Annotated in this window: 28 protein-coding genes; 16 read left to right on the top strand and 12 right to left on the bottom strand. The window is 65.9% G+C overall.

Annotated features, from left to right (window positions below; all coding sequences use genetic code 11):
- Positions 1-2 precede the first annotated feature (2 nt).
- The gene (locus AB0H93_RS35630) at positions 3-338 is read left to right on the top strand and encodes a tetratricopeptide repeat protein (protein ID WP_358579228.1); all 336 of its coding nucleotides are present in this window, start codon (positions 3-5) and stop codon (positions 336-338) included.
- 629 nt (positions 339-967) lie between these two features.
- Here AB0H93_RS35630 and AB0H93_RS35625 read toward each other — a convergent pair.
- The 6 genes from AB0H93_RS35625 to AB0H93_RS35600 all read right to left on the bottom strand — a co-directional run bounded on the left by AB0H93_RS35625 (position 968) and on the right by AB0H93_RS35600 (position 3,798).
- A complete protein-coding gene (locus AB0H93_RS35625) occupies positions 968-1,180 on the bottom strand; it encodes a helix-turn-helix domain-containing protein (protein WP_358579226.1) in 213 nt (70 codons plus the stop codon).
- A gap of 177 nt (positions 1,181-1,357) precedes the next feature.
- Positions 1,358-1,810 carry a hypothetical protein gene (locus AB0H93_RS35620; RefSeq protein WP_358579223.1) on the bottom strand — a complete coding sequence of 151 codons (453 nt, stop codon included), beginning with the start codon at positions 1,808-1,810 and terminating at the stop codon, positions 1,358-1,360.
- A complete protein-coding gene (locus AB0H93_RS35615; protein ID WP_358579221.1) occupies positions 1,810-2,622 on the bottom strand; it encodes a hypothetical protein in 813 nt (270 codons plus the stop codon). Before AB0H93_RS35615 ends, AB0H93_RS35620 begins: the two co-directional genes overlap by 1 nt.
- The gene (locus AB0H93_RS35610; protein ID WP_358579219.1) at positions 2,622-2,873 is read right to left on the bottom strand and encodes a hypothetical protein; all 252 of its coding nucleotides are present in this window, start codon (positions 2,871-2,873) and stop codon (positions 2,622-2,624) included. The genes AB0H93_RS35615 and AB0H93_RS35610 overlap by 1 nt, the downstream gene beginning before the upstream one ends.
- Positions 2,874-3,125: 252 nt before the next feature.
- Positions 3,126-3,422, bottom strand: a complete 297-nt coding sequence (locus tag AB0H93_RS35605) for a hypothetical protein (RefSeq protein WP_358579217.1) — start codon at positions 3,420-3,422, stop codon at positions 3,126-3,128.
- A 190-nt stretch (positions 3,423-3,612) separates the two neighbouring features.
- Complete coding sequence (locus AB0H93_RS35600) at positions 3,613-3,798, bottom strand: hypothetical protein (protein ID WP_358579215.1); 186 nt, start codon at positions 3,796-3,798, stop codon at positions 3,613-3,615.
- Between the two features lie 406 nt (positions 3,799-4,204).
- Here AB0H93_RS35600 and AB0H93_RS35595 point away from each other — a divergent pair, with 406 nt between their 5' ends.
- From AB0H93_RS35595 to AB0H93_RS35540, 12 genes are all read left to right on the top strand, one after another.
- Positions 4,205-5,452 carry a helix-turn-helix transcriptional regulator gene (locus AB0H93_RS35595; RefSeq protein WP_358579213.1) on the top strand — a complete coding sequence of 416 codons (1,248 nt, stop codon included), beginning with the start codon at positions 4,205-4,207 and terminating at the stop codon, positions 5,450-5,452.
- Positions 5,453-5,987: 535 nt separating this feature from the next.
- On the top strand, positions 5,988-6,461 hold the full coding sequence (locus AB0H93_RS35590) for a hypothetical protein (protein ID WP_358579210.1): 474 nt from the start codon (positions 5,988-5,990) through the stop codon (positions 6,459-6,461).
- Between the two features lies 1 nt (position 6,462).
- On the top strand, positions 6,463-6,795 hold the full coding sequence (locus AB0H93_RS35585) for a hypothetical protein (RefSeq protein ID WP_358579208.1): 333 nt from the start codon (positions 6,463-6,465) through the stop codon (positions 6,793-6,795).
- On the top strand, positions 6,788-7,189 hold the full coding sequence (locus AB0H93_RS35580; protein ID WP_358579205.1) for a WhiB family transcriptional regulator: 402 nt from the start codon (positions 6,788-6,790) through the stop codon (positions 7,187-7,189). Before AB0H93_RS35585 ends, AB0H93_RS35580 begins: the two co-directional genes overlap by 8 nt.
- Positions 7,190-7,341: 152 nt before the next feature.
- A complete protein-coding gene (locus AB0H93_RS35575; protein ID WP_358579203.1) occupies positions 7,342-7,509 on the top strand; it encodes a hypothetical protein in 168 nt (55 codons plus the stop codon).
- 14 nt (positions 7,510-7,523) lie between these two features.
- Positions 7,524-7,757, top strand: coding sequence for a hypothetical protein (locus AB0H93_RS35570; RefSeq protein WP_358579201.1), 234 nt, complete (start codon positions 7,524-7,526; stop codon positions 7,755-7,757).
- Positions 7,754-7,942: a hypothetical protein gene (locus tag AB0H93_RS35565; protein ID WP_358579199.1), complete on the top strand. Its 189-nt coding sequence runs from the start codon at positions 7,754-7,756 to the stop codon at positions 7,940-7,942. Before AB0H93_RS35570 ends, AB0H93_RS35565 begins: the two co-directional genes overlap by 4 nt.
- A 32-nt stretch (positions 7,943-7,974) precedes the next feature.
- Entirely contained in the window at positions 7,975-8,118 is a 144-nt protein-coding gene (locus AB0H93_RS35560) for a hypothetical protein (protein WP_358579197.1), read from the top strand.
- A gap of 290 nt (positions 8,119-8,408) precedes the next feature.
- The gene (locus tag AB0H93_RS35555; RefSeq protein ID WP_358579194.1) at positions 8,409-8,612 is read left to right on the top strand and encodes a hypothetical protein; all 204 of its coding nucleotides are present in this window, start codon (positions 8,409-8,411) and stop codon (positions 8,610-8,612) included.
- Positions 8,613-8,828: 216 nt separating this feature from the next.
- Complete coding sequence (locus AB0H93_RS35550) at positions 8,829-10,154, top strand: FtsK/SpoIIIE domain-containing protein (RefSeq protein WP_358579192.1); 1,326 nt, start codon at positions 8,829-8,831, stop codon at positions 10,152-10,154.
- A gap of 285 nt (positions 10,155-10,439) precedes the next feature.
- Positions 10,440-10,922 (top strand): hypothetical protein, encoded by a 483-nt coding sequence (locus AB0H93_RS35545; RefSeq protein ID WP_358579190.1) that lies wholly within the window; start codon positions 10,440-10,442, stop codon positions 10,920-10,922.
- Between the two features lie 67 nt (positions 10,923-10,989).
- Positions 10,990-12,750 carry a replication initiator gene (locus AB0H93_RS35540; RefSeq protein ID WP_358579187.1) on the top strand — a complete coding sequence of 587 codons (1,761 nt, stop codon included), beginning with the start codon at positions 10,990-10,992 and terminating at the stop codon, positions 12,748-12,750.
- A 187-nt stretch (positions 12,751-12,937) separates the two neighbouring features.
- On the opposite strand, the gene AB0H93_RS35535 is transcribed toward AB0H93_RS35540, so the two are convergent.
- The 4 genes from AB0H93_RS35535 to AB0H93_RS35520 form a co-directional block, all read right to left on the bottom strand.
- Complete coding sequence (locus AB0H93_RS35535) at positions 12,938-14,443, bottom strand: recombinase family protein (RefSeq protein WP_358579184.1); 1,506 nt, start codon at positions 14,441-14,443, stop codon at positions 12,938-12,940.
- 137 nt (positions 14,444-14,580) lie between these two features.
- Positions 14,581-14,787 (bottom strand): hypothetical protein, encoded by a 207-nt coding sequence (locus tag AB0H93_RS35530; RefSeq protein WP_358579181.1) that lies wholly within the window; start codon positions 14,785-14,787, stop codon positions 14,581-14,583.
- A 134-nt stretch (positions 14,788-14,921) separates the two neighbouring features.
- Positions 14,922-15,371 (bottom strand): VOC family protein, encoded by a 450-nt coding sequence (locus AB0H93_RS35525; RefSeq protein WP_358579178.1) that lies wholly within the window; start codon positions 15,369-15,371, stop codon positions 14,922-14,924.
- A gap of 284 nt (positions 15,372-15,655) precedes the next feature.
- A complete protein-coding gene (locus AB0H93_RS35520; protein ID WP_358579176.1) occupies positions 15,656-15,925 on the bottom strand; it encodes a DUF1905 domain-containing protein in 270 nt (89 codons plus the stop codon).
- 124 nt (positions 15,926-16,049) lie between these two features.
- On the opposite strand from AB0H93_RS35520, the gene AB0H93_RS35515 reads away from it, so the two are divergent.
- Both AB0H93_RS35515 and panB read left to right on the top strand, forming a co-directional pair.
- Positions 16,050-16,850, top strand: a complete 801-nt coding sequence (locus tag AB0H93_RS35515; protein WP_358579174.1) for a transporter substrate-binding domain-containing protein — start codon at positions 16,050-16,052, stop codon at positions 16,848-16,850.
- A 122-nt stretch (positions 16,851-16,972) separates the two neighbouring features.
- On the top strand, positions 16,973-17,827 hold the full coding sequence (gene panB / locus AB0H93_RS35510) for a 3-methyl-2-oxobutanoate hydroxymethyltransferase (RefSeq protein ID WP_358579171.1): 855 nt from the start codon (positions 16,973-16,975) through the stop codon (positions 17,825-17,827).
- Between the two features lie 39 nt (positions 17,828-17,866).
- On the opposite strand, the gene AB0H93_RS35505 is transcribed toward panB, so the two are convergent.
- Positions 17,867-18,820: a YafY family protein gene (locus AB0H93_RS35505; RefSeq protein ID WP_358579168.1), complete on the bottom strand. Its 954-nt coding sequence runs from the start codon at positions 18,818-18,820 to the stop codon at positions 17,867-17,869.
- Between the two features lie 64 nt (positions 18,821-18,884).
- Between AB0H93_RS35505 and AB0H93_RS35500 the strand changes: the two genes are divergently transcribed.
- The gene (locus AB0H93_RS35500; RefSeq protein ID WP_358579166.1) at positions 18,885-19,769 is read left to right on the top strand and encodes an NAD(P)H-binding protein; all 885 of its coding nucleotides are present in this window, start codon (positions 18,885-18,887) and stop codon (positions 19,767-19,769) included.
- Between the two features lie 49 nt (positions 19,770-19,818).
- Here the strand turns inward: AB0H93_RS35500 and AB0H93_RS35495 are convergent, their stop codons facing one another.
- Positions 19,819-20,796 carry a glutathione S-transferase family protein gene (locus AB0H93_RS35495; protein ID WP_358579164.1) on the bottom strand — a complete coding sequence of 326 codons (978 nt, stop codon included), beginning with the start codon at positions 20,794-20,796 and terminating at the stop codon, positions 19,819-19,821.
- Between the last annotated feature and the right edge of the window lie 10 nt (positions 20,797-20,806).

Raw genomic sequence — 20,806 nt, 5'->3', positions numbered from 1 at the left:
TGTTGAACAAACGGGGTGAGTTGGAGGAGGCCGAACGCGAGCTTAGGGCGGTGCTCAAGATCCGCCGTCGGGTCCTTGGTGATGACCACCCCGACACGCTGGCAGCGCGGGCCAATCTCGCAAGTGTGTTGAACAAACGGGGTGAGTTGGAGGAGGCCGAACGCGAGCTTAGGGCGGTGCTCAAGATCCGCCGTCGGGTCCTTGGTGATGACCACCCCGACACCCAGCACACCCGAGCGAGGGTTAACGAATGGAGCCTTCGTGATGGAAATCTTGCGCAGGAGACGTCAACGCGGTTGCCCGAGGTTCCTTCCGAGTCATCTAACGACTTAACCTAACTTCCCGAGTGGGCGTCCTTCCAAAGGGGCTGCCGGGGTGCGCGGGCGCGGTCGGCCGCCAGGCCGCAGGCGCAGCCCGCGCGGATCCCCGGCGGGCGCCGCCTTGGCGGCGCCCCTTGATCTAGTAGAGAGAAATTCGGCAATACATCGCGTTAAGTCGCGTTAAGTCGTGCTGTCGTGATCTCTCGGGGTGGCTGGCTGCTGGGTGTCGCGTCGTGCGGTGTTGAGTCGTTCGCGGCGTTGTCGCTGGTAGTCGGTGGCTGCTTTTCTGCATTGGTCGCAGCGGCAGCCTCGATCGCTGTAGGAGGATTTGGTGCCGTGTTGGCGCACCGGCTGGGAAGCCCATTTCTTGCTGTAGCTCGTTTTGGCTTCGCGGCATTGCTCGCACCTACAGCCGTATTCGTTGTAGGTGTAGATGGTCCCGTGTTTGCCGTCTGGGACTTTCATCTGTGATTTTCGTTGTCTTGTCTCCCTCCTGTATCTGGTGTGTTCCTCTCTGCATTGGGTGCATCTGCACTTGTGGGCTTGATATCTGCTGTAGGTGCCGTGAGGCGGCAGAGTTTTCGGTTTGGCCATGGGTTGCCGGTTGATCCTAGTAAAATTCGGCAACACGTTACTGATTCGTGTCGCTAGGTAAGTTTGGGTGTCGTGCGGACTCCGGAGCCGCGAAGTGGCGTACGGCTCTCCAGCAAGAGCGTGTAAACGAAAGTATTCGGACGTCCGAGCCGCTGTGCTATGTCTGTGACTGTTTCGCCGCTTAGGTACTCTTGCGCCACCTCGGCGCTAAGCTGTACCCGCCGTTCCCCAGATATCCACTCGCCCGGCGTTAGCTTCTCCACCATTACCTCTGATTTTGATTAGAGAGAATTTCGGTAACAACTCACGTTCACTAACGTTCACCAGACACCCACGTTGGCTTCACGCGCAACGCTTGTGCGGCCATGCTGGTCATGACGGCTTACGTGAAGCCCTGCTCCGGGCGCAAGTCGAGCCGAAGCAGGGCGAAGCGCTATAGCGGGTCAGGCGTCCGTGTCGTGATCGTCTTCCTGGTCAGGCTCCCAGAATTCCATAACCTCGGGGTCGCCTTTTTTGTCCGGATCCCAGAATTGGATTACCTGGTCGACGTCGTAGACGAAATAGATCGGTTTGCATCCTCCGTTCTTCAACTTAAGGAAGACGTCTTGTGTGATCTGCTTGTGTTCTTCTTCGTCGCCTCGCGGTCCTCGAACGGTCAGACTGCTGGGCATCTGATTGAAAGGGATCCCGGTGTCTTCGTCAGCCTCGTAGTCAAGCCTGTGGTTAAGCAGTAGCTCGAAGGAGACGAAATGTTCGGTACCGGAATCGCGTACCCCGATGAAGTCTGCATACTCTTCCTCGGTTGGGTCGAGCTTAAGTCCAATAATGTGCTCGATAGTGTCAACTATGGATCCCTGGCTGCTACTGCCAAAGAATACTTCAAAGTAGCTGGGCATCAGCTTTCTCGTTTCCAGTTGAAGTCGAAAGTCTTTCCCCAGATCCTTACCTGGGTGAGCTTGTTCTCGTTTCCAGGGGCGTTTACGAAAGCCTTCAAACCATTGACTGCGTCATCTGACGTTAGGTCTGTTCGTCTTGCGTCGACGATAACGTCGGAACTTTGCCCTCCGTTTTTCTGTGAATTACGAAGCATTTTCTTTACAGTTTTATGCGTCGGTATATTACCGTCTTTTTGTTGTAGTGTCTTGAACTCTACTGCATGACCGTTCACGGTAGCGTCAGCTGTACGGCGATCACTGGTTGGCAACCTTCGCACAATGTTGCGCCCCATCTGGGCGAGCCGTTTAGCGACAGAGGCTTCGTCGGGACTGAATCGCTGTTCGTCGGTGGTTCCGTTGTCTTCGATTCTGCCGGGCCATGTTTCGGGGTCGTCGGTGACTCCTGTTGGCAGTGGGCTCGGTTTGGATATCTGCGGTTTTGGTATGCGGTCGTAGGGTTTTTCAGGTGTTTGCGGGCGGGTCGTAGGGTTGGGAGTGCTCGCGGGTTGGTGAGTTCCTGCGTTTCCGTGGTGTTGCCCGCCCACGTCTTGGATCTTGCTGCGGAGACTCGCGAGCGTGCGCACGATATTGGCTGCGGTTTCTGCCAAGTGGTGTGCCTGGCTGACGATTTCGTTGTCTGTGCCGAGGATTTCGGCGAGCTGGTCCCGGAGGGTTTCGATGGCGTCGCAGAGCGAGTTGGCGTCGGTCAGTGGTATGGCGTCAGCGGCCAGACGGAGGTTTTCCGCCTGACCGCTGATTGTTTGGTCATTCATTACTGTTGGTGGTATGCGGCCTTGTCGATGACCATCTGTCGCAGGTGTTCGAGCCCAGCAGTGACGGTGCCGACTTCGTTGGAGACGGCTCCGATGTGGCCGTGGAGCTCTTGGGCGCTGGCGGTTTCCCCGAGGATGCCAGTGACCTGCTGTGCCATGGATTCGAGCTGTCCCCTGATCGCTTCGGCTTGGCCAACGGGCACTTCGTCGGCTAGGGCTTGCAGTTGCTGTGCCTGTTCAGCAATGGTCACTGAATTCTCCTTCTGGGTGTTCACTGTGGACGGTTGGTGATGTTTGGGTGCCTGGCCAAGGCAGCGGTACGGGGTTGTCGTGCCTTGGCCAGGCGCGGCCCGGTGCTTCGAAGGGGATCGGCGGCGGCAGCACCGGACCGAACTTGTGGGCGGCTTTGCACCGCAGTGGCCGTGCTCAGGCGGTTGTTTTGGGGGTGTGGTTCCGGTGCGGGTGCCGGTCGGGGGGCGGACTGTCGACACCCGCACCGGGGCTTACGGGGAGTGGGCGTTTGCGGCGGCGCAGAGGTGGCAGCCCACTGCGGAAATACGGGCGTGGGTGGGGGCGTCGCTGCCGAGAATCCGCGTGCCGCAGTGGGTCATGCCGTCGCGGGTCGGATGGCGCTCGTGCGCCACACGGTGGTGATCGATCCACACGTCCGCGTAGTCGGTTTCGTCGCCGGTCTCGCTGTGCTCGGCGAACCAGTCGACGGGAGAGGAAGCGTGGTTGTGGAACACCGTGTTGCGGGGGGTGCGAACCGGGAGCCCGGCCGTGGCGGTGCTGGCGCTCATCGGGCGGCTGCCTTTCTGCGCAGGTGGGCGAGTTCCCCCGGGCAGAACGAGCACGGTGTTGGCGCGGGACGTTGCGGGTCTTGCGGGAACAAGCTGGTGAGGGGAACACCGCACAGGGCGCGGGTCGCGCCGCTCTGGATGGTGTGGCTGATGTTGTTCAGGCTGGTCAGTGTCCGGAAAGACAGGGAGCTCACTGCGGGCTCACCACCTCGGCGGCGGGCTGTGGCGGGGCCTGGTCGGCGGCCATCCATGCGGGGCCGTGGGCGTCGTACTCGTGCTGCCTGACCACGGTGGAATCCGGGTCGGTGAACAGGCAGCGTTTCGCGGCGCACCGCCATGTGGTGGCGTGGTCGGCTGAGAACGTTCGCTGTGGCATGCGCGGGCCTCACAGGTTCTGGTCAGGGGATCTCGGTGGGCACACGAGGTGATCGGGTGGCCAGCACTGCCAGCAGTTCCCGGCGGTGATTGCGGTACCGGCATCGGGAAGCGAGATCACGCGCCCGCACCGAGTCGTGTGGGCGTCGAGGCGGTAGTGGCGGACTCCCGTCCAGTCCACCCACGTCCGGCGTGAGGCGGTCACGGCTGGGTCACCGCCGGCTGAACCGCGGGCCTGGATAGCGCTTGATCACTAGAGACCGTTTCCCCAGGTATCGGCCACATCGTGAGCACTCCCCTCAAGAGCGATTACGTTCGGTGTTCGTGTGATTACGAAGCTAGAGGGGTTCGTGTGCGTGGAGTGACAGGAAAGTGACAGTGAGCGCTAGCGGTGTCGTGTGGGGGCCGTGGGCACGTACGCTGTTGCTGCTGTAGTTCAACGTCAGGAGGCCAACATGCCCCCCGCTGCGTCAGGCTTGACGATCGGTGAACGCGTAGCGATGGCGCGCAAGGTCGCGGGCCTCAACCAACACGCACTGGCCCAGCGGGCCAGCTACAGCACAAGCATGGTTCGGGCAGTGGAGCAAGGTCGCGAACCGGCTTCCCCTGCATTCGTCGCTGCGGTCGCGCGAGCACTCAACATCGAGACCGAAGAACTATACGGGCAGCCTTACCGTGATCTCCTCGAAGATGACGGCGGCATCTCTGGCCTGGCGGAACTTCGAACACTGTTCGCCGAAGGCACATACGTCAGCCCTCTAGAGCCAGAATCGTTCGAGGACTTGACAAGTGCGATCAACTCGGTCCGTAAGAACAGGCGGACTGATAGGGCCCGCCAGGCACTCAGCTCTATGCACATCCTGTTGCGACAGATATACGGGGCAATCGAAGTAGCTCCGACACAGGCTGAAAAAGAGTACGGGTTTACTCTGCTTGCGCAGGGCTATGCAAACACCGCGCAAATGATGTACCGGTTCGGCTGGTTGACCTTGGCAACACAGGCAGTTGATCGCATGGAGGCCGCAGCAGCGCAATCTGATGACCCTCTCCTGCTTGCTCATGCTGCACAGCAGCGGTCGCTGTTGCTGATGTCGTACGCCGCTTACGAGACAGGCGAACGACTGGTCGAACGATCGCTGAACGTCCTTGACGGCAAGACAGACAATGAAGGCGTGCTTGCGCTTCGCGGAGCGGCGCACCTTCGTGGCGCAATCATTAGTGCGCGTCATGGCAAGTCGGACCGCGCTCGCGAACACATTAAAGAAGCGCGTAAATTCGGCGTACTCATCGGTCGCCAATCGGATGCCTACGACACGAGCTTTGGTCCTGGAAATGTCGAGATTCACGACACGGCCGTTTCGCTTGAGATTGGTGATCCTGGGCGAGCGGCGCGCGATGGCTCGGCGCTGCGGATTCCGCCCGACGTAACTGCGACGCGAGCGGGTCACCATTGGCAAGATGTTGCTCGGGCGTGGGTGTTGTCTGGGGAGCATTCCAAGGCGCTGCAGGCGCTGGACAAGGCTCGGCGGGTGGCTCCGCAGCAGACGCGTTATCACCCGCAGGTGCATGAGACTGCGCGAGCGATCGCGCTCGCGGAGCGTCGGAAGTCCGACAGCATCGCCAACTTCACTGCCTGGCTAGGGCTCAAGGTCTGACGGCGTAGCAGCGCAGCGCCCCGCTACAGGCGGGGGCTTTGTGTGCATGGACGACACCGATCGGATCGGCTGCTTCACGTGACGAAGTGCCGTGGAGCGCTAGCGAGCTTCGCCCCGACGATCGGGGGTAGCGGCTGGCTTTTCAGCGTGGGAAGTTCCCGGATAGCAGGCCGCCGGTCTCGCCGAGTGAATTTGTACGCAGATTTTACGGCTACGCTATGAAATGGCAAGATTAGGCCGTTTGAGTACAGCGGTCACTCGTCTGGTGGTAGTTTCCTGCGGCATTTAGTCACTATTTAGCGATCCCGCCTTTTTGGAAACCTTCCAGGCTAGGGCCTATTTTCGCGCGCGGGTAGGGGTTGCCCGGCGTGGTATAAACCACATCTGTTTGTGCTGGTAGTTGGCTTGTGGGCGGGTTTTCCGGGGTTACGTTGGAGTCATCTCCGGAAGATCGACTGCGGGGGACGTGCTCGGGGGAGCCGGTCCGGGGAATTGTTAGGCCTGTTTTTCGGGTTTGCGTTAGGGGGATTTTTGTATGGCGTTGCCGCGTAATTTCCGGTTCCCGGTGTCGTTTGACAACGCGTTTCCTGAGGGAGCGTTGGCCGTCTCTGAGGTCGAGCCCGCGAATGAGCGGCAGTCGCCGCAGGATCGTTCGCGGGGTCTTCCGCCTCGGCAGCGGATGGATCCGGTGACGGGATTGCCGGTGTGGAAGCTGACGATCTCGGACCCGTCGTCGCCACGAGACGGTGAAAAGTCGGTGACGGTAGAGATTCTGGCGGCGGAGCAGCCGGAGTTGCCGGAGCCGGTGCCGGGAATGCCGATGAATGTTCGTGTGGTGCGGTTCGAGGATCTGACGGCGCAGCCGCGTTTGGGTGGGCAGGGCGAGTTCCGCTATCTGACGTTTGCGTACCGGGCTAGCGGGATCGTGTCGGCGCTTTCGGGGTCGAAGCCGGGGCCGAAATCGGGCCGGTCGTCAGGTGGTTCTTCGGCGGGTTCGGAGGGGAGCTGACGTGGCGCGGCGTTGGGAGGAGGACGCCGCGTTACGGCCGGGGCCGTCGATGGTGGGCTCGTTGCCCCGTGAGTGGCTGGTGACGGATTCGGGTGAGGGGTCGTTTTTCGTTCTCGGGGGTGTTCTGGCTGGTGACCCGGAGGTGTTCATCAGTGTGGAGCAGGCCAGGGGCGGCGGTCGTGATCTCACGGAGTCGGTGAGTTGGCTGGTCGCTGAACTGCTGGCGGCGGTCACGTCGGGCAAGACGGTGGCGGCGGAGTTGACCGCCGATGAGAGATCGTCGTTGACGTCTCGGCTGCGGATGCTGATACGCACGGGGCGTGTTGATGGCTGACGGCCTCGACGGCCCGGAGCGGGAACGGTTCGATCCTTCGACGGTGTGGCGGCTGTTCGTCCGGCGGCTGTGGCGCGGCGGTGAGCGCCCGGAATGGCACCACGAGGCCGCATGCCGGGACAAACCCGAAATGTTCTTCACCGAAACGAAACAGGGCTTGGACTGGACGCGGAAGGTGGAGCGGGCGCGCGCTGTCTGCCGTGGCTGCCCGGTGATGGTGGAGTGCTTGCGGGATGCCATCGGCCGGGAAACCTCGTCGGCAACTGACGTGTCCGTGGTGGCTGGCGTCATCGGCGGCATGACCGCTGGTGAACGAAAAGCGTTGTACCGGCGGATGAAAGGCGCGGTGGGCGAGTCCGGAAGCCGGAGGCGCAGGAAGCCGCGGTACGGCTGACCCCGCCTGCCATCGGCCGGCGGGGCCTCGGAACCGTGAGATCCATATCGGACAGTCACCTTGGTTGGTTTTCCTAGGTGGAAGGGGGTGTGGTGGTGACGAGCGAGTGGGGTACGAGGTGGGGCGCGGAGGTCGGGCCGGAGCGGGAGCCGGTGCAGCCGATGTTGGTTCCGGCCCCGGAAGTGAATGCCTTGGGTGAGTGCACCTGGTGCGGTGAGTTGGAAGAGCTGCACGTGGCCCCGGACGGCGAGGTCGGGGTAAGGGCGTTTCACCGTTCCGCGCTGGGTGGTTCGGCGCGGTTCATCGACGAAATCGGCTAGAGAAAGGGGGATGCGTGGCGGACGAGCACGTACTCACGGTGGCGTTGACGGAGCTGCTGAAAAACAGCGACGACGGCGAGGTGGTGCGCGCGGTGCGGGGTGAGATGTTCTTTCACTTCGCGGTGATGCTCGACCTGGTGGCCGAGTGCATGACGGCACTGGGTAAGACCGGGTTGGCGGACCGGGCGCAGACGTTGGCCCACCGGTACCGGGAGCAGGGGCGCGCGATCCTGGGGAGGGTGGCATGAGCGACCCGGCGGAGTCGGAGATCCGGGAGTTGGTGGAGCAGGTCTCGGCGGCGTTGCGCGGGAATTCGGAGAGTTGCCAGCGGTTGTTGGTGGCGTTGGCGGCGCGTGCGGGCTGGTCGCAGACACGCCGGTTGGTGCTCACCCGGGTACACAGTGAGGGGCCTCCGTTGTCCGGGGCGGCGTGAGGGCGGCGTCATGTGGGCCAGAGCGGCACTTCGTGATCGTGGTGTGGGAGTCGGACGAGGAACTGCTCGTGGTGGTCTGCATCCGTTGTGGTCACCGGATCCTGTCGGCTCACGAATCGCAAGGCTCGTTCGTGTGGGAGTTCATGCGCGCCAACAACAACGGCGGCTGCGGGTGAGGCAGAAACGGGGGTGAGCGTGTGGCAGCGACGGTGGCCGAGGCGTGGCGGGTGGTGACCGACCGCAGGGCACTTGCTGACGTGGGGGTGCAGACGGAACGGATCCTCGCCCGGGTGGTCGAGCTGGATCAGCTGTGTTCGCGGGCCTGGGACGTGTGTGGAGAGGCGCTTCCGCCGTCGGTAGAGGAGTCCTACCGGGCCGCTCGGGCTGCCCTGTGGGGTGTGTGGAGTGATCTGCACGTCGTGCGGTCTCGGGTGCGGCACTTCGGCGAGTTCGGGGGTGCTCGGTGATGGTTGATCCGGTGGAGCCGGGCGAGGTCGAACGGTACGGCCAAGACATCGGCAATGCCGCTGACGAAGTGGCGGCGGCGGCCATGCCGTTGACCGACAGCAACAGTGAGCTGGGGGCGCGGATGGTGCGGGCGATCGCGGCGGTTCGCGAGTTCGCCGATGTGCTGGAGGACGCGGGACGGGGGTGGTCTGCGACGGAATGACGCTCAGCTGACGACCTCTCACGGTCGGCCTCGGTCCACCTCTGTGTCGTTACTCGGTGGGCCGGGGCCGCTGTCATTTCTGCGAACAATCGGGGGCTGGTTGGTGTGATGCGTGGAAGGGGATCACGAGGCCGAGGGCGCGGGCCGGAACACAACCCGTGGGAGTCGGGTGGTGGCGCGCACCGGCAGATGGACGTGGCTACCGAGGTAGCCGAAATGTTGGAAGCGATCGTGACGATGGCGTTCGCGGTGGCGGGGTGGTTGCTGCGGCACCCGGCGATGCTGCTCACGGCGATCGTGGGCGCGGTCTGGTCCTGGGCGTGGGGCTGGGTGTCGCTGGTCATCGCGGCCGGCGGTGTGGTGGCGGCTGGTGTGGTGTGGCGGCTGGTGCACGCAGCGAGTTTCGAGCGCCGTTGTTGGCGGCATCTGCGTGCCGGTGCGCTGCGGATGTGGGTGTATGAACTGCGGTGGCCTCGGTGGGCGCGGGCCTCGCACCTGGTGTTCCACGATGAGGACTTCGCGGAACCGGTCGTGCCTCGGCTGCGGTCGGTGACCTCGGGCCGGTGGTGGGATGAAGTGCACGTGCGGATGCTGCCGGGCCAACGCCAGCGGGACTACGAGCTGGCGGCCGAAAGCCTGGCGAACGCCCGCAAGGTGCAACGCTGCTCGATCCGGGAAGTCTCCCCCGGCGTCGTCAGCGTGAACTTTCTGCGCCGGGATCCGCTGGAGCGGCCCGTTGCGCTACCGGAGATCACGTCGTTGCCTGGGGAAACGATGCCGTTGGATGACGTCCACATTGGGGAAGGTGAGTCCGGGCAGCCGTGGCGGGTGCCGCTGCTGGGCTCGCACGTGTTCGGGGCCGGGATGACCGGGGCCGGGAAAGGGTCGCTGCTGTGGGGTGTGGTTCGGCAAGTTGCTCCCGCGATCGCCTGCGGCCGGGTGCGGCTGTCGATGATCGACCCGAAAGGCGGCATGGAAGCCGAACCGGGGAAACCGCTGTATGCGCACTACGCGCGGGAAGAACCCGAAGAGATCATCGAAGTCCTGACCGGGTTCGTGGATCGCATGTCACAGCGCAAGCGGGACCTTCGGGGCCTCACCCGCAAAGTCGCGCCCTCGATCGAGCATCCGCTAGAGCTGCTGATTGTCGATGAACTGGCGGCAGTGACGAAGTACCTGGCGGATCGGAAGCTCCGGGCCGAGGCGGAACGGCTGCTCGGGTTGGCGCTGACGCAGGGACGAGCGCTGGGGCATGCCGTGATGTGTTTCGCGCAGGAACCGACGAAGGACATCAACCCCTTGCGTGGCTTGTTCCCGTACCGGGTCGCGCTGCGGCTGGATAGTCCGAGCCAGGCGGACATGGTGCTCGGTGACGGCGCTTGGCAACTGGGCGCGTGGGCGGATCGCATCAAGCGCTCCACCCCGGGGCTGGGCTACGTGGTGGCCGAAGGGGTACGGGAACCGCTGCGGGTCCGTGCCGGATACACCGACGATCACGAAATCCGCCGGATCGCGCGCGAGTACGCCGCACCCGGCAACTGACGGAACCTGGCTGGGGTTTCGTCTCTCAAGCGGGGAACGTGCGGGCTGCCGTCATCCTGTCCATCAGGTGTTCGTGGGTTGGTACCTCACCAGGCAGACCCGCACGTTCCCCACCCATGCCGGCCGCCTCGCTGGCCTGGAAAAAGTAGCGGCGAAAGCCGTCCGCTGATCACTACTTCTCCCCTTGATTCCGCCTTACCGTGGTGATCAAGGGGATTTTTCTTTGTACCGGGTCCGCTGGGGTGGATTCGGGAATTCGTGTTGCGCAGAAGGGGGATAGTGTTGGTGCTGAAGAACCGCGACGTTCTGGGGTTGCTGCCTGCTCTGTGGTTGGTTCATTTCGCGTCGAGCGGCCAGGCGGTGATTTACGGTGGCCGGGCGGATCACCATGCGGATGTCACGCTGTTTGTTGAGGGTTTCCTGTGGGCTGGTAGGGATTTCCGTGCGGGGCTGGCGTGGTTGTTGGGTGAGCGGCTGGCGGCGTGGACTGTTGGGGAGTTGCACGTCACGGATGAATTGCGGGCGGCGTCAGAGCAATTGCCCTGGTCTCGTGTGTCGTCGCTTCCGGCCGTGCTTCCGCAGGTGTGGCGCGCTGTCGACATCGACGGGCCGTGCGTGATCGGGGGCACCGAATTACACGATCCCCGGGCGCGCATCGACATCGTGCGAGCTGAGCATGACAACGGTGAGTTCCGCGACAACATGGCACTTCTGGTGGCCGAACTGCTCGACCTGATGGCGAATTCCCCCGCTCCGGAACGTGAATAGTCCGCAGGCGCGGAAACCGGTCTTCTACAACGACGGATTACGGCCTGGGGGCATCGTGAGTGGTGGTGTGGCACGAGACAACGGTGGCGCTGTCGTGGATGACAACGGCGGCGAGTCGGCGGGAACCGCGCTGCGGCGATTGCGGGGGCCGCGTGGGTTGGATGTCGCGGTGGCGGTCGCGGAAGCCGAGGGTGTGTGTGGGCATCCGGTGGTGTTACGGCGGACGAACCTGGACACCGGGGAGTCACGGTTGGTCGGGATCGCGTGCGGGAGTCGCCGAGGCTCGGTATGTGGCCCATGCGCGATGCGGAACAAGCGGCTACGGGAAACACAACTGGCCGAAGGCTGGCACCTGAACGAAGAGCCCGATATCGGCCCCCGTGAGCCGGATGAGGGTGCGCAGTCGGTGATGGCGTTTCGCGCGGATCTGTTGGGGATGGGGCTGGAAGCGAAAGCGTCCGGCAACCTGGAGGAGTTGGAAGAGATCCGGGCGGATCTGGCCGATGTGGATCGGCAATTGCGCGAGGATCACGACGTGCGGGGCAAGCTGCCCGGTCTGGACGATGAGGATCAGGACGAGACGAAGCCTCGGCGGGTGCGATCCACGCGGCGGCGGCAGGACGCGCCGGATCTACCGCGCAAGCCGGTGCAGAACCGCACGATCGGCCGGGAGTACGCGGGGAAATACCGGCCGTCGATGATGGTCACGACCACGCTGGATTCCTATGGGGCGGTGCACTCGGCGTACGTGCGTGATGGGCGGGTGCAGCGCTGCGCCTGCGGCAAGACACACAAGCAGGATGCGGCGTTTCTGGGTACGCCGGTGGACCCGAAGGCCTACGACTACCGGCGGCACGCGCGGGATGCGGTGCATTTCGCCGCGCAGATGGACCGGTTCTTTCAGAACCTCCGGCGCGCGGTCGGGTGGAAGGTGCAGTATTTCGCCGCGATTGAGTCGCAGCGTCGGCTGGCTCCGCATGCGCACATCGCGCTTCGGGGCAGTATTCCGCGGGACGTGATCAAGCAGGTGGCGGCGGCGACGTATCACCAAGTGTGGTGGCCTGAGCATGGTGATCCGGTCTACGGCGGACGGCGGGTGCCGGTGTGGGTGCCGGAACGCTCGGCGTGGTGTGATCCCGACACCCGTGAACCGTTGCGCAGCTTCGAGGATGCGTTACCGGGTGAGGATGATGACCCGGCGCATGTGGTTCGTTTCGGCAATCAGGTGGACATCCGGGGTGTGCTGGGTGGCACGGAGGAAGCCAACCGGCACATCAAGTATCTGACCAAGTACGTCACCAAGTCGGTCGGGGAAACCTACGCCGACGCCAGCGAGGCGCACCGGCAGCACGCAGACTGGCTGCTAGCCGAACTTGCGGTGACGCCTTGTTCGCCACGCTGTCCGGTGTGGCTGCTGCACGGCATCCAGCCCCAGGGCGCGCATTCCCGGATGAATCCGGGGCAGTGCAAAGGCAACGCCCACAAGCGGGAAACCCTGGGTGTCGCGGGGCGTCGGGTGCTGGTATCGCGGGCCTGGACCGGCAAGCGCTTGTCCGATCACCAAACGGACCGGCAGGAGCACGTACGCGGAGTACTCAATGCGGCGGGGCTGCCGGTCGTCGCCACCGACGCAGAGCAGAAGGCACGCGTTGCTTGGGAGCCGGTCTCGCCGACTGATCCGGACGCGCCCTCCCGCGCCCTGCTGATCCTGCAAGCCGTCGCCGAACGACGACGGTGGAAGGCCCAATACCAGCAGGCACAAACGCTGCTGGCGGGACCACGCGCCGCGCCGGGTGGGCGGGCGGGGGATGGTGGAGGTCCCGCGTGACCGGCCACCCCGATGCCGGCCGACCCCCGGAAGGGGATCACGATGAGGCGTGTCGGCGGGCACGTTGGCGGGCTGTGGTGCGGTCCATGCCTCCGATGACGGGTGAGGATCTGGCGGCGGTGGCGGGAATCCTGCGCCGGATCGGTGATCGCCGAACCGGGCAGGATCACACCCCTGAATGAAAGGCTCAGGCGGCCGGTTGGGTTGCGTTCTTGGGGTGCACCCGGGCGGGATCAAAGGTGCGGCGCCCGTTCTTGGGGGCTGGGTCGATCACCATCCGTTCGCCACTCAACGCACGGGTGAGCATGCCCCGCTGGTCGGCAACCGTGCCGTTGTCCCATTTCACCGCGATGGTCTCGGCGGCCTCGGCCTCGGTCGGCCCACTTGGCGTAGCCGGGCTTCGCAGGGTGTCACGCTCAGCGGTCAGACGGGCGAGGTCCTTCACCAAAGGTTCGTTCGCGCGGTCGAAGTTGTCCAGGGTGAGTTCCCGCCGCCCCAGCCGTTCCGACAAGCCACGCTGCAACGCCTCGCACTCGGTAATCTCGGCAAGCACCTCCTCCAGCCGTGCCGTCGTACGGGACCGGGTATCGGAGATCGCTTGCGCGTGGCGGGGATCGGAAAGCCGTTCGATCACGAACGCCCGCAACTCACGATCGACCGCGCGCACATCCGCCGCGACCTTCCCGCACCCACGCCGGGACGGGTTGCACCGGTATTGGCGGCGCTTGACCCCGTCCGGGTAGGTGCCCTGGTGCGGCTTCCCGGACACCGGTGTACCGCAGACACCGCACTCGACGATCCCGGACGCGACGTAGGTGTTTCCGGCAACCCGGCCCCGGCGGCGGCCCGCATACAGTGCTTGCAACCGCTCGAAGGTCTCTTCGGAGATGACCGGCTCATCCTGGGAGCGGCCGACGATCACCCCGTCGTGCTCGACGAAACCGGCGTTACGGGCACGCAGCAACACGCCCCGCACCGCCACCGGGGTCCACGTGTTGCCGGTGGCGGTCAGCAACCCGGCGGCGTTCCACTCCCGCGCGATATCCGATTGCGTGACCTCCCGCGACAACACCCGCTGGCTGGCGTCACGCAACGCGGCCCGCTCCCGTTCCACCACGTCGGCGGGAACCTCCTGGCGGTGGCCGCGCGGCTGGGTGCGGTCCTTACCCGGGAAACCGAACGCACGCCCGGCGACGTGCGCAACTCCCTTCTCCCGCAACACCGCAAACCTCCGCTTGGTACGCCGCTGCGTGTCGTCACTGGACTTAGCGGCCTGGGCAACCTGAATCCGCAGGATAAACCGGTCATCGGAGCTAGCCAGATCATGCTGCCCATGAGCAGAGGCGACCAGGAACCCTTCATCGCCCAGATCGATCAGCGTTTCCAGGTCACGCGGCTGGCGAAACAACCGATCTGTGTGCCACACCACGATGCCGTCCGACTCGCCGGTACGCACCCGCTCTAGCAGCGTTTCCCAATCCGGCCGCCGCACCCCCTTCTTCCATGCCGATAAGCCGTCGTCCAGCTCCTCACCCAATACCCCACCGAGACGCTCAATCACCGTGCGGTTGTCGGCGTGCTGCGTCTCGATCTTCTCCAGCTCCCCCGTCTCCGGCACCCGCGACAACCGCGCGTAGGAATCGAAAACCGGCCGCCGCTGCCCCTGACCTGCACCAACCCCGAGATCACCCATACACTCAATATAGGGACACAAATGATTGCCCGCCATAGCAACCAAAAGCACTCACGGGCACTCATCAGGCCGAACGTCTGTCCACATGGGACCGGCTTTCAACCCTTCTGGCCGGAAGGCAGCCGTCTCCAGCGCTGTCAACACGAGACCTGGAATGCGGTGGCATCGAGCTCGGTCACCGCGAGGAGCGGAAGCACGATGTGATTGACCCGCGTGCCGAGCTCGCTGATCGAATGAGCGACCCAGAGGCGCCGGAAATCGCGGTGGCGCAACAGGTTGCCACCGCGAGGCATGCCCCCAGCCGACACCATCCCACTATGCGCGATCTTGAGGGTGTTCGACAAGCACGCATCGGGCGGTTTCGAATGGGCCGGAAACCGTACCGGCACGTCGGCGCTCCTCAGCACTGTTCATGCTGGCCAGGGCACATCCGCCCGCGTTGTTTCAGGCGCCCGGCACAAAGGGCGCCTTCCTCTCGTCAGGGACGTTCGTCGATGACGGGCATCGGTGCACCGGCCGGGTTCCACGCCTGCAGGAACTGCGGCTGGCGAGATGCGTCGACGAGCTCGATGCGGGCCCCGATCGAGTCCATCCGGTGGTACGCGAAGGCCCTGCCGTACGGGCAACCGGAGAACTCCTCCGGCAAGCCCTGGTCGGCGAGCCGGCGCGCGCCGGTCTCCAGCGAACTCGTCCAGTAGCCGAGGTGGTCGAACCTGGCGCCCGCGGACGCGTCCCACGGGCTGCCCGGCGGGCCCTCGATCAGCTCGATGAACGGCGCCCCGCCCTTGGTGAAGACGATCCGGTAGTCCCAGTTCCCGAGCCGGGCGGCCTGCGGTTCGTTCCACTCGACGCCCGCGGACGACTCGAAGTCGCGCATCGCCTTCTCGGCGTCGGGCACGACGAAGCACACGTGGTAGAAGGCGGTCACCGGGGCAGTATCCCCTCGAGGAGCTCGGCCGGCGGGAGGGAGGCACCCCCAGTTGCCTCCCTCCCGCGCTCCCACGCGCTCCCGGTCTTTAGACGCCTGGAAGGCCGTTTGGTTGCATCGTTGTTTTTCCCGTTATTGCCGGAAGTGAGACCCTCGATGCGAGCACCGTCGCCGCCAACCCCGCCCAGGCCCAGGCCGACTTGATCTCCACCGGTTCCCTCTGCTCCATTGCGGTCACGTCCGTGGGACGCGCGAGCCGAGGAGTGGTTGTGGGCGAACCGGACTCAGTCCGCGATCCGCTCCAGCAGGCGGACGGTCACCTCGGCGCCGGCCTCCTTCCCTATCGCCTTGCGGACCTCGGCCTTCACCGGAAGCTTGTGCGTGCCATCGCCCAGCGCCATGAACGAGCTCCGGAACGGCTGGCCGTCGATCGTGCCCCGGACCTTCACGAGGCCGCGGGTGCCGAAGTACTCGGCCGACCGCGGCCAGACGACGTAGGTCCAGCCGCCCCGGTTCGGGCTCTTCTGCAGCGTCGCGGTGAACTGCTCGTCCATCGTGTGCTCCTCTCGCGAACCGCTCCTGGAGGTGCAGACCTCGCGGTGCCGCGGAACTCATCGCTCTGGCCTTCCCGGGTCCGAGCGGTTATGCATGTTCCGCGAAGATCGAAAGGCGGGCGTCATGCAGTGGAAGAAGTTCGGTTCCGGATTGGCCGCGGCGGCCGTCGTCGCCCTGAGCACGGCGTGCTCCGCGACGCCGGTCGAGCCGGCGAAGCCCGCGGCGAGCCGGCTGGACGACGTCGTCCAGCGCGGTGAGCTGCGGGTGTGCAGCACCGGGGACTACCGGCCGTTCACCTACCGGGACGCGGCGGGCGCCTGGAGCGGCATCGACATCGACATGGCGCACGACCTAGCGGGCAGGCTCGGCATCAAGGCGACGATCGTGCCCACCACCTGGAAGACGCTGGTCGCCGACTTCAACGCGCAGTGCGACATCGCCGTCGGCGGCGTGTCGATCACCTTGGACCGCGCGAAGCAGGCCTTCTTCAGCACCGCCTACGTGGTCGACGGCAAGACGCCGATCACCCGCTGCGAGAACGCCGCGCGGTTCCAGACGTTGCAGCAGATCGACCAGCCCGGCGTCCGCGCCGTCGTCAACCCCGGCGGCACCAACGAGCAGTTCGCCAAGCAGAACCTCAAGCAGGCCACCATCGTCGAGCACCCGGACAACAACACGATCTTCCAGCAGATCCTCGACGGCAAGGCCGACCTGATGATGACCGACGCCGCCGAGACCAAGTGGCAGGCCAGGCAGCACCCGGAGCTGTGCTCGGTGCACCCCGACCAGCCGTTCACCTTCAGCGAGAAGGCGTACCTGCTGCCGAAGGGCGACGTCGTGTTCCAGCAGTACGTGGACCAGTGGCTCAACCTCGCGCTGCGCGACGGCACCTACGCGCGCATCGCGGAGCCCTGGATCGGCTGAACTGTGATGTTGGCCCTCGGGATGTGTCGGCGGGGTTGAGCGCGTGCGACGCTTTCCCCCGCAACCATCCGCAACTACCCGGGGACCCGCGATGTGGGCCTCGAGGAAAAGGACGGTCAACGATGACTGCTGCCCAGAACCAGGGTGAGACGGCGGCGCCGTACGGATCCACGCCGGCCAAGCGGCGCGTGCGCATCCACCACCTCCAGCAGCTGAAGGAGCGCGGCGAACCCTGGCCGATGCTCACCTCCTACGACATGTACACCGCGCGGATCTTCGACCAGGCCGGCATCCCGGTGCTGCTGGTCGGCGACTCGGCCGCCAACAACGTCTACGGCTACGAGTCGTCGCTACCGGTGACCGTGGACGAGCTGCTGCCGCTGGTCCGCGCCGTGACCCGGTCGGCGGAGCGGGCCCTGGTGGTGGCAGACCTGCCGTTCGGCTCCTACCAGGCGTCGCCGGAGCAGGCGCTGGCCACCGCGACGCGGTTCATGAAGGAAGGCCGCGCGCACGCGGTCAAGCTCGAAGGCGGCCGCCGCTACGCCCCGCAGATCGAGGCGCTGGTATCGGCGGGCATCCCGGTGATGGCCCACATCGGCTTCACGCCGCAGAGCGAGCACGGCCTCGGCGGCTACCGGGTGCAGGGCCGCGGCGACAAGGCCGACGAGCTGCTCGCGGACGCGCTCGCGGTGCAGGAGGCCGGCGCGTTCTCCGTGGTGCTGGAGATGGTGTCGGCGGACGCGGCGAAGCGGGTGACCGGGCAGCTGCGCATCCCGACGGTCGGCATCGGGGCCGGGCCCGACTGCGACGCCCAGGTGTTGGTCTGGACGGACATGTCGGGCATGAACACCGGCCGCACGGCGAAGTTCGTGAAGCGCTACGCCGACGTGGGCGGGATCCTGGCCGACGCCGCCAGCCGCTTCGCGGACGACGTCCGCGGCCACGCCTTCCCCGCCGCGGAGCACTCCTTCCACTGAGGTGCGCCGGGGTGCGCGGCGGCGGCCGCGCACCCCGGATCAGCCGCCGGCGGCCCGGGCGATGCGATCGGCCAGCTCCCGCGAGTAGCCGATGAGCTCGGGCGGGGACTCGATCGTGTAGGGCACGCCGACCGTGGCGAGGGCGACCGACAACCACTCCCAGGACTCGACGCTGGTGACGTAGCGGCAGCTGGTGTCGTCGATGGCTTCGAGCGACCCGGCTTCGGCGATCAGCCGATCGGAGACCACCGAGACCGGCGCCGCGAAGCGCACCACGCCGCGCCGCCCGCGGGGGAACCGGGCGCTGTCCTGGACGAAGCTCACCGGATCGTCGGCGGGCAGCTCGCGGGGCGCGAAGGTGGTGCCCGGAACGCCGAGCTCGCCGATCCGGTCGATGCGGTAGGTGCGCCAGTCGGCGCGGTCGCGGTCCCAGCCCAGCAGGTACCAGCGGCGGTCGAACAGCACCTGGCGGTAGGGCTCGACGCGGCGTTCGGTGTGCTCCCCGCTGCGGCTCGTGTAGTCGAAGCGCACGTCCTGGTGCATGTGCGCTGCGGTCGCGAGCAGCTGCACGGTTCGCAGATCCAGCGCCTGGGTGGCGCGGGAGGTCGTCTCGGTTGCCGAGGTGAGCGCCTGGATCCGAGCGCGCAGCCGGGTCGGCACGACGCGTTCGAGCTTGCGCAGGGCACCTTCGGCAGCATCGCCGGCCCCGCCCATCTGGGTGAGCGCGGCGATCCGCAGGCCGACGACGGTGGCGACCGCCTCGTCGTCGGTGAGCAGCAGCGGCGGCATGGCCCGACCGGCGACGAGCTGGTAGTTGCCGCCCGGTCCGCGCGTCGAGGAGACCGGGTAGCCGAGCTCGCGCAGGCGGTCGAGGTCGCGCCGCAGGGTGCGCGGTGACGCGCCCAGCCTCGCGGCCAGTTCAGCCCCGGGCCAGCTCCGGCCGCTTTGCAGCAGCGAGAGCAACTCCAACAGCCGTGTGCTCGGATCCGTCATCGCACTCGAACCTAACCGGAATTGTGGCCAGGATTCGACCACAACCGACCGTAGCGTCCGGGGCATGGCACATGAACCCGAGAAGATCGTCGTCACCACACCCACCGGACACGTGGGATCCCGAGTCTTGCGACTGCTCTTGCAGGCGGGCGTGCGCCCGACGTTGCTGATGCGCGAACCCGCCAAGCTCGACGCGGCGACGCGTGACCGGGTCGACGTCGTGCAGGGTGACCAGGGGGATGCCGATTTCGTCCTCCGGGCGACGAAGGGCGCTGACCGCCTCTTCTGGGTGGACCCGCCCACGCCGGACGACGACCCGGCCGCCGGCTACGCCCGCATGGGCGCCAACGCGGCGCGCGCGGTGCGGGAGAACGGCATCGCCCGCACCGTGTTCCTCAGCAGCGTCGGCGCGGAGAAGCGCCACGGAGCCGGCGAGATCGATGGCCTGGCCCGCACCGAGGAACAGCTGGACGCCACCGGCGCCGACGTGCTGCACCTGCGCTGCGGGTACTTCTTCACCAACCTGCTCATGGAGCTCGAAGGCCTGCGCGAGGGCGTGCTCCGCACCCCGTGGCCCCTGGACTTCTCGATGTCCTGGGTCGATCCCCGCGACATCGGCGATGTCGTGGCCGCGCGACTGCTCTCGGACGGTTGGTCGGGACGCCGCGTGCAGGCCGTGCACGGCCCCGAAGACCTGACGTTCCAGCAGGTGGCCGAAATCCTGAGCAACGCAGTGGGGCGCGAGGTGCGCGCCGAGCGGATCTCCGATGACGAGTTCCGCGCCTCGCTGCGATCGGCCGGTTTGAGCAGCGGACAGGTCGAGGGCATCGTCGGCATGTCGACCGGGCTGCGCGAGAACTTCGTCCCCGAGGACAAGCGCAGCATCCTCACCACGACGCCCACCGCTCTCGGCGCCTGGGCCCACGCGCACCTCCGGCCCTTGCTCTGATCCGCGCGTGCAGGGGGCTGTGCGCACAGCCCCCTGCACTCCTGAGGCTCTAGGCTGGCGGAGTGCCGGTGCCGAAGGGCTTGCCGCCCAAGGCTTCCCGGCCGTGCGGCGTGTCCCAGCCGGACAGGTCCGGGCCCGCCGGGACGATGCCGGTCGGGTTGATCTGGTGGTGCGTCGCGTAGTAGTGGCGCTTGATGTGGTCGAAGTCGACCGTGTCGCCGAATCCCGGCGTCTGGAACAGATCCCGGGCGTACGCCCACAGGACCGGCATCTCGGCGAGCTTCTGGCGGTTGCACTTGAAATGCCCGTGGTAGACGGCGTCGAAGCGCACCAGCGTGGTGAACAGCCGGACGTCGGCCTCGGTGATCGCGTCGCCGACCAGGTAGCGGCGATCCGCCAGGCGCTCGGAAAGCCGGTCCAGGCGCGCGAAAAGCCGCTCGAAGGCCTGCTCGTAAGCCTGCTGCGAGGTGGCGAAGCCGCAGCGGTAGACGCCGTTGTTCACGTCGGCGTAGACCCCCGCGTTGACCTCGTCGATCTCCGCGCGCAGGTGCTCCGGGTACAGCTGCGGCGCGCCCTCGCGGTGGTGCGCGGCCCATTCCGTGGACAGGTCGAGCGTCAGCTGCGGGTAGTCGTTGGTGACCACCTCGCGCTCCGCGACGTCCAGGACCGCGGGGACCGTGTAGCGGCCGGCGAACTGGGGATCGGCGGCCAGGTACGCCTCGGAGAGGAAGGCGATCCCGGTCGCCGGGTCCTTCTCCCCCGGATCGAGGGTGAAGCGCCAGCCGCGCTCGTCGCGGATCGGGTCGACGATCCCCAGCGACAGCACGTCCTCCAGCCCGAGCAGGCGGCGCACGATCACCGACCGGTGCGCCCACGGGCACGCCAGGCTCACCACCAGCCGGTACCGGCCCGGCTCCACCGGCCACCGGGACGAGCCGTCCGCGGTGATCCGCTCGGTGAACCGGTTCGCCTGCCGCACCCACTCGCCCCGAGTCGAGGTCTCCGCCGCGAACTGCGCTTCGGCCATGCACCCACCC

The organism is Saccharopolyspora sp. NPDC050642 (assembly GCF_040654735.1).
GTDB lineage: Bacteria > Actinomycetota > Actinomycetes > Mycobacteriales > Pseudonocardiaceae > Saccharopolyspora > Saccharopolyspora elongata.
This window is presented reverse-complemented; position numbering and strand designations above follow the sequence as displayed.